Source organism: Burkholderia sp. JP2-270 (assembly GCF_003233675.1).
Lineage (GTDB): Bacteria > Pseudomonadota > Gammaproteobacteria > Burkholderiales > Burkholderiaceae > Burkholderia > Burkholderia pyrrocinia_C.
In genome coordinates, this window is the sequence record NZ_CP029824.1 from 1778607 (window position 1) to 1795729 (window position 17123).

The 17123-nt window shown below is 68.6% G+C and carries 13 protein-coding genes; 5 read left to right on the forward strand and 8 right to left on the reverse strand.

Annotated features, from left to right (window positions below; genetic code table 11):
- Positions 1 to 57: 57 nt before the first annotated feature.
- Positions 58 to 951 carry a tRNA glutamyl-Q(34) synthetase GluQRS gene (gene gluQRS / locus DM992_RS08475; RefSeq protein ID WP_111016420.1) on the reverse strand — a complete coding sequence of 298 codons (894 nt, stop codon included), beginning with the start codon at positions 949 to 951 and terminating at the stop codon, positions 58 to 60.
- 19 nt (positions 952 to 970) lie between these two features.
- Positions 971 to 1825 carry a sulfurtransferase gene (locus DM992_RS08480; protein WP_111016422.1) on the reverse strand — a complete coding sequence of 285 codons (855 nt, stop codon included), beginning with the start codon at positions 1823 to 1825 and terminating at the stop codon, positions 971 to 973.
- 330 nt (positions 1826 to 2155) lie between these two features.
- On the opposite strand from DM992_RS08480, the gene dnaE reads away from it, so the two are divergent.
- The 3 genes from dnaE (at position 2156) to DM992_RS08495 (ending at position 8411) form a co-directional block, all read left to right on the forward strand.
- Complete coding sequence (gene dnaE, locus DM992_RS08485; RefSeq protein WP_111016424.1) at positions 2156 to 5689, forward strand: DNA polymerase III subunit alpha; 3534 nt, start codon at positions 2156 to 2158, stop codon at positions 5687 to 5689.
- A gap of 269 nt (positions 5690 to 5958) precedes the next feature.
- On the forward strand, positions 5959 to 7047 hold the full coding sequence (locus tag DM992_RS08490; protein WP_111016426.1) for a glycosyltransferase family 9 protein: 1089 nt from the start codon (positions 5959 to 5961) through the stop codon (positions 7045 to 7047).
- Positions 7048 to 7232: 185 nt separating this feature from the next.
- Positions 7233 to 8411, forward strand: a complete 1179-nt coding sequence (locus DM992_RS08495) for a glycosyltransferase family 9 protein (protein ID WP_111016428.1) — start codon at positions 7233 to 7235, stop codon at positions 8409 to 8411.
- 139 nt (positions 8412 to 8550) lie between these two features.
- Here DM992_RS08495 and DM992_RS08500 read toward each other — a convergent pair whose 3' ends face one another.
- The 3 genes from DM992_RS08500 to DM992_RS08510 form a co-directional block, all read right to left on the reverse strand.
- Positions 8551 to 9831, reverse strand: a complete 1281-nt coding sequence (locus DM992_RS08500; RefSeq protein WP_111016430.1) for an O-antigen ligase family protein — start codon at positions 9829 to 9831, stop codon at positions 8551 to 8553.
- Between the two features lie 132 nt (positions 9832 to 9963).
- Complete coding sequence (locus tag DM992_RS08505) at positions 9964 to 10806, reverse strand: glycosyltransferase (RefSeq protein WP_111016432.1); 843 nt, start codon at positions 10804 to 10806, stop codon at positions 9964 to 9966.
- A gap of 132 nt (positions 10807 to 10938) precedes the next feature.
- Positions 10939 to 11691 carry a glycosyltransferase family 2 protein gene (locus DM992_RS08510; protein WP_111016434.1) on the reverse strand — a complete coding sequence of 251 codons (753 nt, stop codon included), beginning with the start codon at positions 11689 to 11691 and terminating at the stop codon, positions 10939 to 10941.
- Between the two features lie 225 nt (positions 11692 to 11916).
- On the opposite strand from DM992_RS08510, the gene msbA reads away from it, so the two are divergent.
- Together msbA and DM992_RS08520 are read left to right on the forward strand one after the other, a co-directional pair.
- On the forward strand, positions 11917 to 13668 hold the full coding sequence (gene msbA, locus DM992_RS08515) for a lipid A export permease/ATP-binding protein MsbA (protein WP_239511330.1): 1752 nt from the start codon (positions 11917 to 11919) through the stop codon (positions 13666 to 13668).
- 91 nt (positions 13669 to 13759) lie between these two features.
- Positions 13760 to 14143: an RcnB family protein gene (locus DM992_RS08520; protein WP_111016438.1), complete on the forward strand. Its 384-nt coding sequence runs from the start codon at positions 13760 to 13762 to the stop codon at positions 14141 to 14143.
- A 48-nt stretch (positions 14144 to 14191) separates the two neighbouring features.
- On the opposite strand, the gene DM992_RS08525 is transcribed toward DM992_RS08520, so the two are convergent.
- Genes DM992_RS08525 through DM992_RS08535 form a run of 3 tightly spaced genes read right to left on the reverse strand, consistent with a single transcriptional unit; the run spans position 14192 to position 17030 of the window.
- Positions 14192 to 14758: an FUSC family protein gene (locus DM992_RS08525; protein WP_034184836.1), complete on the reverse strand. Its 567-nt coding sequence runs from the start codon at positions 14756 to 14758 to the stop codon at positions 14192 to 14194.
- 41 nt (positions 14759 to 14799) lie between these two features.
- The gene (locus tag DM992_RS08530; RefSeq protein ID WP_111016440.1) at positions 14800 to 16068 is read right to left on the reverse strand and encodes an MFS transporter; all 1269 of its coding nucleotides are present in this window, start codon (positions 16066 to 16068) and stop codon (positions 14800 to 14802) included.
- Entirely contained in the window at positions 16065 to 17030 is a 966-nt protein-coding gene (locus DM992_RS08535; RefSeq protein ID WP_111016442.1) for a PRC-barrel domain-containing protein, read from the reverse strand. Before DM992_RS08535 ends, DM992_RS08530 begins: the two co-directional genes overlap by 4 nt.
- Positions 17031 to 17123: the final 93 nt, after the last annotated feature.

The following is a 17123-nucleotide window of genomic DNA, read 5'->3' on the forward strand; positions in this document are numbered from 1 at the left end:
GCGGCACGCGATGCTAAACCGGCACTCGGTCGGCGCGAAACCGGCTTGCCAGGCGCGTTAGCCGGCCAGCGGCCCGAAGCGTTGCGCCCACGCGGCCGTCGCGGCCGCGTAGAACGCATCCAGCGTCGTGCCCGCGAGCGCGCCATCGGGCGCGAGGCCCAGATGCGCGGCCGCGGCCTGCAGCGCCGGCAGCGGATCGTCGCGTTCGAGCGCGGTCGCGCCCGTCTGCTTGCTGAGCTTCTCGCCGTTTGCGTCGACGACGACGGGCACGTGCAGATACCGCGGCGTCGGCACGCCGAGGCAGTGTTGCAGATGGATCTGGCGCGCGGTCGAATCGAGCAGGTCGGCGCCGCGCACGACGTGCGTGATGCGCGCATCGGCATCGTCGACGACGACCGCAAGCTGATAGGCCCATTGCCCGTCCGCGCGCTTCAACACGAAATCGCCGACTTCGGTCGCGAGGTTTTGCGATTGCGCGTGCTGCCAGCGGTCGTCGAACGTGACGATCGCCGCGTCGCCGTCCGGTACGCGCAGCCGCCATGCGCGCGCGGGTTTGCCGTGCAGACCGGTGCGGCAGGTGCCCGGATACGCGAGCGTCGTGTGGCGCTCGTGCGCGGCGCGCAGCGAGTCGGCGATTTCCTTGCGTGTGCAGCCGCACGGATAGACGAGCCCCGCTGCGACGAGCTGCTCGAGCGCGGCCGTGTACGCGGCATCGCGCGTGCTTTGCCATACGGGCGGCTCGTCGGGCGTCATGCCGAAATGCGCGAGCGTCGCGAGGATGTCGTCGGCCGCGCCGGGTACCGTGCGCGGGCCGTCGAGGTCCTCGATGCGCACGAGCCATGCGCCGCCGTGCGCGCGCGCGTCGAGCCAGCTCGCGAGCGCGCCGACCAGCGAGCCGAAGTGCAGCGGCCCGGTGGGCGACGGCGCGAAGCGGCCGCGATAGCCGTTCATCGGGGCGCGGGCCGTGCGCTTACGCCGCGCTGGCTGCCTGCGCGCAGGCCGGGCACGACTTGCCGGGCACGTAGCTCGGCGACTGTTGCGCTTCCGGCGTGACGACCGCGCGGCACGCGAAGCACGTGACGTTCTCGGTGGGCTGGAGTTGCGGGTTCAGCGCGGTGCGGTAGTCGAACACGAAGCAGTCGCCGTGATAGTGCGCGCCGCCGACTTCCTCGAAATACTTCAGGATCCCGCCTTCGAGCTGGTACACGTTCTCGATGCCGATTTCCTTCATGTGGATCGCGGCCTTCTCGCATCGGATGCCGCCCGTGCAGAACGACACGACCGTCTTGCCGTCGAGGTCGGCGCGGTTCGCATCGATCACTTCCGGGAATTCGCTGAACTTGTCGATCCGGTAGTCGAGCGCGTCGTCGAACGTGCCGACGTCGACCTCGAACGCATTGCGCGTGTCGAGCATCACGACCGGGCGGCCGGCGTCGTCGTGGCCGCGGTCGAGCCATGCCTTCAGCGTGCGCGCGTCGACCGACGGCGCGCGGCCGAGCTCGGGCTTGATCGCCGGCTTCTTCATCGTGATGATCTCGCGCTTCAGGCGCACGAGCATGCGGCGGAACGGCTGCGAGTCGGACAGGCTTTCCTTGAACTGCAGCGTCGCGAACTTGCCCTCGAACAGCGGATCGTGGCGAAGATAGTCGACGAACGCGTCGGCCGCTTCGCGCGTGCCGGCGATGAACAGGTTGATGCCTTCAGGCGCGAGCAGGATCGTGCCGCGCAGGTCGAGTTCGTTGCAGCGGGCGGTGACGAGCGGGCGCCATTGCTCGTTCGCGTCGAGCGAGACGAAGTGGTAGGCGGCGAGGTTGACGATGGTCATGATGGTCCGACGGGAAAACGGCCGCACGGCGGCCCGCAAAAAAGGGTGCGAAGCCGTGGCGATGATTCGAAAACCCGTATTATCCCGCAAACCGCGCACGTACCGGCATCCAGGGCCTGTTCCCGCTAATAACGGGCTTGCGAACGAGCGTTGCCGGTCGCAGTGCAAGAAGCAAGGAGCGCCGTCTGGCGGCCAGCGCAAGCCCGTTATTAGCGGGAACAGGCCCTGACCTTGGCCAGCCGCGCGGCGTGGCGTCGCGCGCATCGGCCGAACGGCCAGTGCGGGGATTTTTTGGGCAGCCTGCGCGGCGACGCGGCTACAATAACGCCCATGTCAGATCCCCGCTTCGTTCATCTTCGCGTTCACTCCGAATTCTCGATTGCCGACGGCATCGTGCGTCTCGACGACATCGTCAAGGCGGCGGCCGCAGACGGCCAGGGCGCGCTCGCGCTCACCGATCTCGGCAACGCATTCGGCCTCGTCCGTTTCTACCAGGAAGCCCGCGGCAAGGGCATCAAGCCGATCGCCGGCTGCGACGTCTGGATCATGAATCCGGACGATCGCGACAAGCCGTCGCGGCTGCTGCTGCTGGTGAAGGACAAGGTCGGCTACCTGAATCTTTGCGAGCTGCTGTCGAAGGCATGGCTCACGAACCAGTATCGCGGCCGCGCGGAACTCGACGCGAGCTGGCTCGACGGCGAGCTCGCGCAGGGGCTGCTCGCGCTGTCGGGCGCGCAGCAGGGCGATATCGGGCTCGCGCTCGCGGCCGGCAACGAAGAAGCTGCGCGCCGTCACGCCGAACGCTGGGCGAAGGTGTTTCCGGGCGGCTTCTACATCGAGCTGCAGCGGTACGGCCAGCCGGGCGCCGAGGCGTACATCCAGCAGGCCGCGACGCTCGCCGCGTCGCTGAAGCTGCCGGTCGTCGCGACGCACCCGACGCAATTCATGACCGACGACGATTTCACCGCGCACGAGGCGCGCGTGTGCATTTCGGAAGGCGACATCCTCGCGAACCCGCGACGCCAGAAACGCTTCACGACCGACCAGTATTTTCGCACGCAGGACGATATGGCCGCGCTGTTCGCCGACCTGCCGTCGGCGGTCGCGAACACGGTCGAGATCGCGAAACGCTGCAACCTGAAGCTCGAGCTCGGCAAGCCGAAGCTGCCGCTGTTCCCGACGCCGGACGGCATGTCGCTCGACGACTACCTGGTCCAGCTGTCGAAGGAAGGGCTCGAGACACGGCTCGTGCAGCTCTATCCGGCCGAAGCCGAACGCGACGCGCAGCGCGACACGTATTACAAGCGCCTCGAATTCGAGTGCGGGACCATCACGAAGATGGGCTTTCCCGGCTACTTCCTGATCGTCGCGGACTTCATCAACTGGGCGAAGAACAACGGCGTGCCGGTCGGCCCGGGCCGCGGCTCCGGCGCCGGCTCGCTGGTCGCGTACGCGCTCGGCATTACCGACCTCGACCCGCTGCGCTACAACCTGCTGTTCGAGCGCTTCCTGAACCCGGAACGCGTGTCGATGCCCGACTTCGACATCGACTTCTGCCAGCACGGCCGCGACCGCGTGATCCAGTACGTGAAGGAGAAGTACGGCGCGGACGCCGTGTCGCAGATCGCCACCTTCGGCACGATGGCTGCGAAGGCGGCCGTGCGCGATATCGGCCGCGTGCTCGACCTCGGCTACATGTTCACCGACGGCGTTGCGAAGCTGATCCCGTTCAAGCCGGGCAAGCACGTGACGATCGCCGATGCGATGAAGGAAGAGCCGCAGTTGCAGGAGCGCTACGACCACGAGGACGAAGTCCACCAGCTGCTCGATCTCGCGCAGCGCGTCGAGGGCCTCACGCGTAACGTCGGGATGCACGCGGGCGGCGTGCTGATCGCGCCCGGCAAGCTGACCGATTTCTGCCCGCTGTACACGCAGGGCGACGATGGCGGCGTCGTCAGCCAGTACGACAAGGACGACGTCGAAGCCGTCGGCCTCGTGAAATTCGACTTTCTGGGCCTCACGACGCTGACGATCCTCGACTGGGCCGAGCGCTACATTCGCCGCCTCGATCCGTCGAAGGCCGACTGGTCGCTCGCGCAGGTGCCGCTCGACGATCCGGCGTCTTTCCAGATCCTGAAGAAGGCCAACACGGTCGCGGTGTTCCAGCTGGAAAGCCGCGGGATGCAGGGCATGCTGAAGGATGCGCAGCCCGACCGCTTCGAGGACATCATCGCGCTGGTGTCGTTGTACCGTCCGGGCCCGATGGACCTGATCCCGAGCTTCTGCGCACGGAAGCACGGCCGCGAGAAGGTCGACTATCCGGATCCGCGCGTCGAACCCGTCCTGAAAGAGACCTACGGCATCATGGTCTATCAGGAGCAGGTGATGCAGATGGCGCAGATCATCGGCGGCTACTCGCTCGGCGGCGCGGACTTGCTGCGTCGTGCGATGGGCAAGAAGAAGCCCGAGGAGATGGCCAAGCACCGCGAGATCTTCGCCGAGGGTGCGGCGAAGAACGGCCTCACGCGCGAGAAGTCCGACGAGATCTTCGACCTGATGGAGAAGTTCGCGGGCTACGGCTTCAACAAGTCGCACGCGGCCGCGTATGCACTGCTCGCGTATTACACCGCGTGGCTGAAGGCGCACCATCCGGCCGAATTCATGGCGGCCAACATGACGCTCGCGATGGACGACACCGACAAGGTGAAGATCCTGTTCGACGACTGCGTCGTGAACAACCTCGTCGTGTTGCCGCCCGACATCAACCAGTCGCATTACCGGTTCGAGCCCGTCGCCGAAGCCGACGGCAAGCGCTCGCGCACGATCCGCTACGGCCTCGGCGCGGTGAAGGGCAGCGGCCAGAACGCGATCGAGGAAATCCTGCGCGCTCGCGAGGAAAAGGCGTTCACCGACCTGTTCGATTTCTGCGAACGGATCGACCGGCGCGTCGTCAACCGCCGCACGGTCGAGGCGCTGATCCGCGCCGGCGCGTTCGATTCGCTGAACGCGAACCGCGCGCAGATGCTCGCGTCGGTGCCGCTCGCGATGGAAGCGGCCGACCAGGCCGAGGCGAACGCGATGCAGGCCGGGCTGTTCGACATGGGCGCCGAGTCGCCGCACGCGCATGCGCTCGTCGATGAACCGGCGTGGGACGACAAGCGTCGCCTGCAGGAAGAAAAGGGCGCGCTCGGCTTCTACCTGTCCGGCCACCTGTTCGACGCGTATCGCGACGAGGTGCGCCGCTTCGTGCGGCAAAAGGTCGGCGACCTGAAGGAAGGGCGCGACAAGCTCGTCGCGGGCATCATCGCATCGCTGCGCACGCAGATGACCCAGCGCGGCAAGATGCTGATTGCGTTGCTCGACGACGGTTCGGGCCAGTGCGAGATCACGATCTTCAACGAGCAGTTCGAGGCGAACAAGGCGCTGTTCAAGGAAGACGAACTGCTGATCGTGCAGGGGCAGGCGCGCAACGACGCATTCACGGGCGGCATCCGCTTTACGACCGATACCGTGATGGATCTCGAACGCGCGCGCAGCCGCTATGCGCAGGCCGTGCGGCTGACGATGAACGGCAACGCCGACGCAGCCGCGCTGCGCCGCGTGCTCGAGCCGCACGTGTCGAAGGACGATCCGGCCGCCGCGCACGCGGTCGAAGCGCCTGCACCGCGCGGCGGCGGGCGTGACGGCGGTCGTCGCCCGCAGGCGCCGTTGCCGAACGGCCTCGCGGTCCAGATCCACTACAGCAACGCGCGGGCGCAAGGCGAAATGCGTCTGGGCGACGCGTGGCGCGTGAAGCCGAGCGACATGCTGCTCGCGGAACTGCGCGCGGCGTTCGACGGCAGTGTCGTCGAAATCACGTACTGACCACATCCCTACCGGACGGCTGTCGCGATACGCGGCCCGTTGCATCGCCATCGTGCGGTGCGGCGGGCCGTGTCTACATCTTCGGGTACCCGGGTCTTGGGCCGGCCATCCGGACGCTATACAATCCGGCGCAAGCCGCGCTCGCACACGCACACAAACGGGGGCGGATCCGCGCGGCGAGCGGCAACGCGCGACAGGGCCGCCCCGGAACAGGATGCCGGGGCATCGGCCCGTCGCGACGATAAAAACTGACAGTCCATCACATGACCATGGCCAACGGGAACCCGACGGGGCGGATCCTCGTGATCCGGATTGATTTTCTGGGCGACATGCTGTGCACGACCGCGTTCCTCGGTGCGCTGAAGGAGCGCTGGCCCGGCGCGGAACTGCATGTGGTCGCGAACCGCTACAACGCGGCCGCGCTGGCCGGCAACCCGGACGTGCACACGGTTCACACGTACGTGTACAGCCGCCAATGCGAACGCAACGATCGTCCCGGGCGGATGCGCGCGTTCTTCGACCGGCTGCGGCTCGTGCGCCGCCTGCGTCGCCTGCGGTTCGACCTCGTGGTCGTGCCGAACGGCGGGATGCATCGCAGCAGCATGCAGTTCGCGCGCCAGCTCGGCGCGAAGGATTGCCGCTGGCACGATGCCGACACCGAATTCGACGATCGCAAGCCCGAGCACGTCGCGCAGCGGCCGATATGCCACGAGGCGCTGTCGGGGTTCCGGCTCGTGCCCGAACTCGGCCGCGCCGATCTCGACCGCCTCAAGCTGTCGGTTCATCCCGATCGCACGCTGCAGGACGTGTGGTATCGCCTGCTCGGGGAGCGCACGAAGCCGCGCGTCGGTTTGTTCGTGTCGAACAAGGCAGTGGAACGCCGCTGGCCCGCGGACCGCTGGCGCGACCTCGGCGAGCGGCTCGCGCCGTTCGCCGACGTGATCGTGTTCCGCGATCCGGCCATCCGCAATACCGCCGAGGACGAGGCGTGGCGCGATGTGAACGCACGCCATGTAGCGCCGTCGTCGGTCGCCGATCTGGTGGCTGCCGCGAGCCTGCTCGATACGATCGTGTCGGCCGACAGCGCACCCGTGCATCTCGCGTCCGCGCTCGGCGTGCCGGTCGCCGCGCTGTTCGAGGACCGTCCCGAGAAATACCTGCGCTGGCATCCGCTCGGCGTGCCGCACGTGATCCTGCGCGCCGGCGCGACCGTCGACGCGATCGGTGTCGACTCGGTCGAGCGCGCCGTGCTTCATCTGCTGCCGCAGGCCGGCCATTGCGACGAGCCGGTGGCGGATGCGGGGCGCGCGCGCCGTGAGGCCGCCGCGGCATCCGCGGCCCCGACCATCGCTTCGTAGCACCGGGACACCGCACACGGTGCAAGCGCCGGCGCGCGGGCGCCTGCCGCACCGCGTCCCGCAGGCAGGGCCGCATCAGGGTCACGTCAGCGCGTCCTGAACGGCCGGTTCGCGATGCCGCGCCGGCTGCTGCAAAATCCTGTACATTGCCAGCCTTGTTCAGCCAGCTAGACAGACCGATCGCCGTGGCCCTGTTTTCCTCCGCCCGCCCGCCCAGAACCATCCTCGTTGCCGCGCCGCGCCGTATCGGCGACGTGCTGCTGACGACGCCGCTCGTGCGTTCGCTGAAGGCCCGCTGGCCCGATGCGCAGATCGACATGCTGGTGTTTCGCGGCACCGAGGGCGTGCTCGAGCACAATCCGGACGTGCGGCGCGTGATCGTCGTCGCGCAGCGGGCGGGATTCCGCGAGCGGCTGCGCGACGCGCTGTCGATGTGGCGCCGCTACGATCTCGCGTGTGCGGCGCTGAGCTCCGACCGGCCGCGTTTCTATAGCTGGTTCGCGGGCCGCAAACGGGTCGGCCTCGTCGACCCCGACCGCGTCACGTGGCTCACGCGGATGATGCTGAACGGGATCGCGATCAATCACCATGAATCCGCGCATACGGTCGTCAGCACGCTCGCGCTCGCACCCGTGATCGGCATCGAGCCGGTGTCCGAGGTCGTCGCGCCCGGCATCGGCGACGATCCCGCGCGGCGCGCGCGCTTCGACGCATGGCTCGCGGAGTCGCCGGCGATCCGCGACGGCAAGCCGCTGGTCGTCCTGCATCCGTATCCGATGTTCCGCTACAAGCAATGGCGGCTCGAAGGCTGGGTCGAGATGATCGGCTGGCTGCGCGAGCGCGGCTTTGCGGTCGCGTTGTCGGGCGGTCCGGCCGATCGCGAGCGCGAGTATGCGGAGCAGGTCGCGGCCGAAGCGGGCGGCGACGTGCTGAATCTGGTCGGCCGCCTCACGTTCGGCGAGAGCGCGGAGCTCGTGCGGCGCGCGCGGCTCTTCATCGGGCCCGACACCGGCGCGACGCACGTCGCGGCTGCGACGGGCACCGACACGATCGCGCTGTTCGGCCCGTCCGACCCCGTGCGCTGGGGTCCGTGGCCGCAGCACTGGCCCGCGACCGAGAATCCGTGGCCGCTGCGCGGCTCGGGGCGGCACGGGAACGTGTGGCTGCTGCAGGGGGAGGGTGACTGCGTGCCATGCCGGCACGAGGGCTGCGAGCGCAAGGTCGACAGCCGCAGCGATTGCCTCGCCAATCTCGGCGCGCAGCGCGTGAAAGCCGCGGCGGCCGAGATGCTCGGGCTGAATCCGCCGGATCAGCCCGGAGCCGTCGTCGACACGTCGCGACTGCATCGCGCCGGATCCGACTGACGACCGACGCGCTGGAGACGCGCGTTTTTGCTTCGTTGCAGGCGGCTTGTTTCGCGACGAGCGGCGCAGCCCGCTCGCTTTGACGGCGGGCCTCCGCTGCCGCCGAAGCTGCCGGCGGCAGTGCGGATGCCGTTGCGCGTTACGCGCTGCGCCGGATCGCCGACGTCTCGCGCGGCAGCGCCTCGCCGCGCGCGCCGCAACCGAGCAGGATGCCGGCCAGCAGCACGATCAGGTGCCCTTCGGCGAAATCGAGCAGTAGCGAATTCGCGAGGCTGCCGATCGTGAAGATCGCGAGCCATGCGAGCAGCAAGTGCTGCGAGCGCGGATCGAGCGTGCGGCTGCCGCGCGCGATCTGCACGATCAGGTTGATGAACAGCAGCACGCCGAGCGAGCCGAGCTGCACGGCCATCAGCAGGTATTCGTTATGCGGGTTCGACGTGAGCTGGCCTTCGGCGGCCGTCTTGCCGGCCGTGAGCTTCTCGAATTCGAACTCGAGGCCGCCCGCGCCGTAACCGATCACCGGGCGCTGACGAAACAGCTCGAGCCCCTTCTTGTACCACTCGAGGCGCAGCCCGGTCGACGTGGCCGCATCGCTCTGCCGGTATTGCTGCACTTCCGTCACGACCTTCACGAGCCGGCCGTTGTGAACCGTGCACGCGGCGACCACGAGCGCGACGCCGAACAGGACGAGCAGGCCGGCGGCGAGCCCCGCGCGCAGCGCCGATTGCCGGCGCAGCAACAGCACGAAACGCACGGCGACGACGAGGATCAGCAGCAGCGCGATGACCTGCCCCGTGCGTCCCTGCAGCATCACGAACACGTTGACGAGCGACCACGCGGCGACGCCCGCATACGCGATGCGGGACAGCGCCGTGCGGGCGGCAAGCGCGAGATCGGCCGCCTGGTAGAACAGCAGCGCGCCGAACATGCCGGCGGCGATGTGGTTCTTGAACACCCACGCGCGCGACAGCGGCAGTTGGGTCGCATAAGCGGGGCCGATCGCGGTCAGCCCGAGATAGTTGGTCGTCGACAGCAGCAGGATCACGCACAACGTGCCGAACCAGCAGCGCAGCACGATCGGCGCCCAGTTCGAATGACGGAACGCGAGCACGGCGAACGGCAGCAGCAGCAGCTTGTCGTATTTGGCGACCCAGTTCCACGCCTTGTTATGGGGCGCGACCGTGTACGCGACGCTGGCAGTCAGCGCGGCGAGGATCAGCAGCGCCGCGAGCGAAGCCGGGTCGGTCACGAACGAGCGCAGGTCGCGCCAGAATTCGGGGGAGATCACGAGCGCGGCCGCGAACAGCGCGCAGAAGACGTTGGTCAGCGCGGTCGAGACGGGCACCATGCAGAGCGCGGCGACGGCGAATGCACGGGCGGCGGTCAGGCGCCGCGTGGCGGGAGCGGAAAACGAAAGCATCGGAACCTGTCGAATGGACGAATGCGGCTTGCGGACATCGTGCTCGCGCCGCGCGTCCCGGCGGGAGTTCCGGGACGAACGGCGCAGTATACGCGAAGCAGGCGGCGTTTCTGTGCCGTTTTCGGGGCCCGATCAGCTGAACGCGCGCTTGATCCGCGAGCGCAGCAGCGCGCGCTTCAGGCGCCCGACGACTGCCGGCGTATCGAGCGCGATGCGCGTACCGGCCGGCTCGCCGCGATGCAGGTAGTAGCGGTCGAACGTCGCCTGGGTCATGCCCCATTTGTTCAGGAACTGGCGGCGGCCGTCGTTCTTGACGATCTTGCCCGTGCTCTTCTGCTGGAAGTGGTAGACGAGGCTGTCGCCGACGCCGAGGAAGATCCGGCAGCCGGCATCCCAGAATTTCATCGAGAAGTCGTTGTCGCTGCTCATGCCGGGCGACAGCTCGCTGCTGTAGCCGCCGATGCGGTGCCACCAGTCGCGGTGCACGAGCGTCGGCGGCCAGGTCGAGCCGAGCCAGTCCGCGCGCGCGAGCCGCGGGGTCGCGTCGACGAGGCCCGCCGCGTCGAAATGCTCGGCGTCGCGGCCGAAATTACTGACGACGACGCACGGGTTGCGCGTGTCGACCGGCTCGATCATCGTGCCCGACAGCATGAAGAGGTCGGTCGGCATCTGTTCGATGCGGCGCACGAGCGCAGCGTCCCAGCCGGGGCAGCAGAACATGTCGTCGTTCATGTAGACGACGTAGTCGCGCGTCGCGCGCGCGGCGGCCAGGTTCACTGCGTGGCAGATGCCGATGTTGGTCGGCGACGCGGTGTGCTCGATCCCTTCGCTGCGCACCCAGTCGAGCGTGCCGTCCGAGCCGTCGTTCACGTGCACGATGATCTGGTGGTCGTACGCGGAGTGGCGGCGCAGGCTGTCGACGACGAGCTTGAGGTACGGCAGGTTGTTCCAGGTCGGGATGATGATGGAGAACATGGCGGTCGGATTCGGTGGTCGTCGTGGCGGGCGGCGCGCGGTGCAGCCGGTTGGGCGGGCACGCGCGGCGCGGGCAGCCCGGCATTGTAACGCCGGGCCGGCCGCTTGCCGGCGGCGTGCAGGGGCGGGCGCTCAGCGCGCCGGTTCGTGGCCGAGCTTCAGGAAGCGGTAATACACGGTCTCCGCGTTGAACACGGCGATCATGAAGCCCGCGCGGCCGTCGAGGAACCCGCGCCGCAGCACGTAGGTGCGCACGAACGCCCACGCACCGCGCGCGAGCGCCTTGCCGAAGCCGCCGCGCTGGCCGGCCGCGCGGCGCTGGCGCGCGCCGGCCGTCGAATACGCGTCGAGCTTGCGCACGACGGTTTCGAAATCCTCGTACGAGTAGTGCATCAGCTTGCCGGGCAGGCGCTGCGCGGCGGTATCGAACACGAGGCGCTCATGCACGAGATCGTCCGAGAAACGCGCGGCGCCGCGCCGGAACAGGCGCGGCACCCAGTCCGGATACCAGCCGCTGTGATGGATCCACTGGCCGCAGAAGCTCGACAGCCGGTCCAGCGCATAGACTTGCGCGGCCGGCGCGCGGATTGCGTCGCGGATCGACTGCGCGAGCTCCGGGCTGACGATTTCGTCGGTATCGAGCGACAGGATCCAGTCGGTGCGGAGCGCGTCGAGCGCGCGGTTCTTCTGCGGGCCGAAGCCCGGCCAGTCGCGCTCGACGATCACGCGCGCGCCGTGCGCCTGCGCGATCGCGACGGTATCGTCGGTGCTGCCGCCGTCGATGACGACGACATCGTCGGCGAACGACAGCGCATCGAGGCACTGGGCGAGCCGCGCGGACGCGTTGAGGGCGATGAGGGCGACGCCGAGGGAGGGTTCAGCCATGAAATCGTCGGAAAGGCGGAGAAAACGGTGAGCGGCAGTATACCCGCGGGCCGGCCGCCGCCCGCATCGGCCATGACCGTGCCGGCGGGGGCGGTGCGGCTATAATGTTGAGCCCTTTTCGGCACCCGCCCGACAGGGGCGAAATCCCGGGCGGCCACGCGCCGGGCGCCGCATCGCGGCTCAAGAAGGATTGCCTTGGAAACCCAGAACACTCTTCGCAAACCGATGGACGGCACCGGCACCTCGCCGGTCACGGTCCTCAAGCGCCTGTGGCCGTACATCCGGCCGCTCATCGGCATCGTGGTGCTCGCCGTGATGACGATGGGCGTCGTCGCGGCCACCGAAGCCGGCATTCCGGCGCTGCTCAAGCCGCTCCTCGACCACGGTTTCGGCGTGCACGGCAGCGACCGCGCGAAATGGTACGTGCCGATCGCGGTGATCGGCCTCGCGCTCGTGCGCGGCGTATCGCAGTACGCATCGAATTACCTGCTCAACTACGTATCGAACCGCATCCTGCTGCAACTGCGGCTGGAGATGTTCCAGCGGATGCTCCACACGGGCGCGTCGTTCTTCCAGCGCGAAACCGCGAGCACGGTGATCAACGCGATCGTGTTCGAGGTCAACCAGATCCTGGCGGTGCTGACGGGCGTGATGGTCACGCTCGTGCGCGATTCGCTGACGGTGATCTTCCTGCTCGGCTATCTGTTCTACCTGAACTGGCGGCTCACGCTGATCGTCGCGGTGATCCTGCCCGGCATCGGCTGGCTCGTCAGCAAGATCAACCGCCGCCTGCGCCGCCTGAACCGCGAGCATCAGACGCTGACCAACGAGCTGTCGTACATCGTCGAGGAGACGGTCGGCGGCTACAAGGTCGTCAAGGTGCACAACGGCGAAGCGTACGAGATGGACCGCTTCGCGTCGATGAGCAAGCGCCTGCGCGGCTACGCGATGCGCATGACGATCTCGGGCGGTCTCGCGCAGCCGCTCACGCAGTTCCTCGCGTCGATCGCGCTCGCGGTCGTGATCACGATCGCGGTCGTGCAGTCGACCAACGACCAGACGACGGTCGGCGGTTTCGTCGCGTTCGTCACGTCGATGCTGCTGGTGATTTCTCCGCTCAAGCACCTGATCGACGTCAATCAGCCGCTGCAGCGCGGGATGACGGCCGCCGAGCTGATCTTCGGGCTGATCGACGAGCCGGCCGAGCCGCAGGGCGGCGGCCGGCCGTTGCCGCAGGCGCGCGGCGAGATCGAGTTCCGCGGCGTGTCGTTCGACTACGGCGCGGCCGAGCGGCCGACGCTCGACCGCATTTCGTTCAAGGTCGCGCCGGGCGAGATGATCGCGCTCGCAGGCCCGTCCGGCAGCGGCAAGACGACGCTCGTGAACCTGCTGCCGCGCTTCTTCGATCCGACGGACGGCGCGATCCTGGTCGACGGCGTGCCGGTTGCCGACTACGACCTCCACGCGCTGCGCGGCCAGATGGCGATGGTCAGCCAGGACGTCGTGCTGTTCAACGACACGATCGCCGCGAACGTCGCATACGGGCAGACGCCCGACCGCGCGCGCGTGCAGGCCGCGCTCGAGGCCGCGAACCTCGCCGACGCGGTCGCCGCGATGCCCGACGGGCTCGACACGCTGGTCGGCGGCAACGGGATGCGGCTGTCCGGCGGCCAGCGCCAGCGGCTCGCGATCGCGCGCGCGATCTACAAGGACGCGCCGATCCTGATCCTGGACGAAGCGACGTCGGCACTCGATTCGGAATCGGAGCGCCACGTGCAGGCCGCGCTCGAACGGCTGATGGAAGGCCGCACGACGCTCGTGATCGCGCATCGGCTGTCGACGATCGAGCGCGCGGATCGCATCCTCGTGCTCGAGGCCGGCAAGATCGTCGAAGAGGGCAGCCACGACGAACTGCTGCGCCACGGCGGCCTCTATGCGCACCTGCACCGGATCCAGTACCAGCAGCAGGCGGCGTGACGCGCGTTCCGTTCGCGTCAAACCGTGTGCTAGTCTTCATTGGGCAGGCCCGGTCGTTTGCTACGACGTGACAACACGGAGGGAAGGCACGATGAAGAAGATGCACTGCATGATGCTGGCCGCGCTGATCGCGGCGGGTTTTGCCGCGCCGGCCGCGATGGCGCAGGATCACGGCAACTACGACAACCGCGACAATCACGGCATGCATCGCGGCCATGGCCCGAAGCACATGCCGCCCGGCCAGGCGATGCACCGCGAGGACGACGTGCCGCCGCGCTGGGCCGACCAGCCGCGCCGCGACTGGCACAAGGGCGACCGGTTGCCCGACGAATTCCGCGACCGCCAGTACGTGATCGACGACTGGCGCGGCTACCACCTGAGCCCGCCGCCGCGCGGCTATCACTGGGTCGGCGTGGGCGGCGATCACCTGCTCGTGCAGATCGGTTCGGGCATCGTGCTGCAGGTCGGCCAGTAACGTTTCCCGTCGTTCAGCCGGTTGCCGGGCCTGCGCCCGGCAACCGCGTCACTTTGCCGCCGCGCGGCGGAACCAGCGCCGCTCGATTCTCGACATCCCCCAGCACACGCCCAGCGCACACACGGTGCCGAGCGTTACCTCGCCGAGCCGCATCAGCGGAATGTCCCACAGCGGGCCGTTGCCCGGAAACAGCAGCACGATCGTCGCGGTCACGCCGCCGAGCCGTGCCGCGCTGCCGACGTTCAGGCACCAGCAGCAGACGATCGTGAGCGCGACCGCGAGTGCATAGGCGACGAGGCGATCGCCGCCGAGCGCGGCGCCCGCGAAGCCGAGCACGCCGCCGATCATCGCGCCGACGAACTGGTCGCGCGACAGCGACATCGTGTCGGAGTAGTTGTGCTGCGTGACGGCGATCGCGGTGACCGCCGCCCACACGGCCTGCTCGGTGTGCAGCGCACGTCCGATCGTGTACGCGAGGCACGCGCCGCAGACGGCCTGGATGGCCATCAGCACGCCTTGCACGAAACGCTCGCCGAAGGTCAGTCCCTTGAACAGATCGAAGACCGACTGCTGGATCTGCTGGCGGGCTTCGTTGAGTGTCCTGATCGTATCCATCATGAGTTGGCCAGGAAGCGGGTAACGGCGGCGCGCCGCTCTCAGTGCGCCTGTTCGGGTGATGCTGCGGCTGTCTCGTCGGCCGCAGCATCGCCGTTCTCGACGCGCGTTTCGGGCATCACGAGCCAGACCAGCAGCACCGCGAGCGCACCCGCGCCCGCGAGCCCGAAGAAGCTGACCGTGTTGCCGAAGTGATCGGCGACGTAGCCGGCCGCGGCCGTGCTGAGCGTCGCGCCGATCCCGGCCGCGAGCCCGAAGAGCCCGATACACAGGTTATAGCGGCCCTTGCCGCCCGCGACGTCGGCCGCGATCAGCGGCAGCATCACGCCGAACACGGCTGCGCTGATGCCGTCGAGCATCTGCACGGGCACGAGCAGGTACGGGCTGCTCACGCCGGCGAACAGCAGCGCGCGCACCGGCAGCGCGGAGAAGCCGAGCAGCAGGATCGGCCGGCGCCCCCAGCGTTGCGCGGAGCGGCCGACCCACGGCGACAGCATCGCGACGATCGCCTGCGGCACGATGATGCACGCGGCGATCACGAGCTGCACGTTCTCGCCCATCCCGGCCGTGACTTCGCCGGCCGCGAGGTTCAGCATCGCCGCGTTCGACAGGTGGAACAGCACGACGCACGCCGCGAAGATCAGCATCCGGCGGTCGCGCAGCAGTTCGAGCAGCGTTTCGCGATCACCGGCTTCATCGTGATCGCCGTGGTCGTCGGGCTTCGACGACTGCGGAATCACCTCGTGCGTCGGCTGGATCATCGCGAGCGCGAACAGCGCGGGCAGCGCCAGCACTGCGGTCAGCCAGAACACCGCGCGTGCGGAGAAGTATTCACCGGTGAGCCCCATCAGGCCCGCCGCGACCGCGCTGCCGATCGACGCCCAGCGCGCGTTGCGGCCGAGCCGGTCGCCGAGGTCGGCGCGGCCGACGAGCGAGAACGAGATCGCGGCCATTGCCGGCACGAGCATGCAGCTCGCGAACCCGTGGAACACCTCGGCGGCGATCACCGGCACGATCGTCGGGCTCGACGCGAGCAGCACCGCGGACAGGATGATGGCCGCGATCGCCCACGCGGCCGCGCCTTTCTTGTTCTTCAGCGCATCGACGGCCGCGCCGCCCGGCACCTGGCTGACCATCGCGCTGATCGTGCCGATCGACAGCACCATGCCGATCTCGCCCTGCGTCCACTTGTGCGACGCGAGGTAGGACGCGATGAACGGACCGAACCCGGTTTGAACGTTTGCAACGAAAAAGTTGAGCCAGTCGAGGGACCGCAGACTGCGAACGCTGACGGAATGCTTGATCGTCATCGGGTGGCACTCGCAGACGAAGCCGGCGCGGGGGCGGCAGGGGGCGGCGAGACTGCGACGATCGGCTTGTCGGCCGCGTAGGGCGGCGACGCCTTGATCTGCGCGTCGTTCAGGTCGAGCTGCGGATGCAGCGCCTTGTCGCGCGTGACGAAGCGCAGCGCGGCCCAGTTCGCGGCGATCGAGCGGCGGTCGGTATTGACGAGCCCGCCGAGGTCGAGCACGACAGCCTGCGGCTGCGCGGCGCGGTCGATCAGCACGTCGACGATGCGGCCGATCTTCGTGCCGTTCGGGCGCTCGACGTCGCTGTCGAGCATCGGCAGCCGCGTCGCGGGCGATGCCGCTGCGGAGCCCGACAGCGGCACGGCCTTCGGCCGCGCGGCCGGCGGCAGGTCGCCCGACGGCACGTCGAGCACGATCGGCTCCTGTTTGCCGCCCGGCGTGAAGCGGAACACGTTCCACGGGAAGATGACCTTGCGGTCGCCGACGCCCATGAAGCCTTGCAGGTTGACGATCATCTCGCGCGGTTTGCCGCTCGCGTCGGTGACCATGTCGACCGCGCGGCCGATCACCTTGCCGTTGCGGCGCGCGACTTCGCTGTCGAGCAGCGCATGGATCTGGGTGCGGTCGAGCGTGCGCGTCGCGACGAGCGGCGCGGGTGGCGGAGGCGGCGGCGTCGGCGATTCGGGGCGCTGCACCGGCTTCGGCCGAGTTACCTCGCGGTGCGGCTTTTTCGGCGCTTCCGGTTCTTCCGGCTGCGTCGGCGCCGGCACGGGCGGCATCGTCAGCGGCTCGCCGGCGGTTTCCTCGACCGGCTCGACGAGCGCCTCGCTGATCGGCGCGGGCGGATTCTGGGTCGGCAGCAGCCCGCAGCCGGACAGCAGCACGGCGGCGGCGAGAATCAGGAAGACCGTCGACGACGGAAACGACTTGCGGGATGCGGGAAACGGAAGTCCGCCGCTCATTGACACTCACTCCATGGGTCGGGGGCGGCCCGAGGGCACGCGGCTGGCGATGGATGGCGGGTGCGGGCGGCGCACCACGCGAGGTGAGAGTTT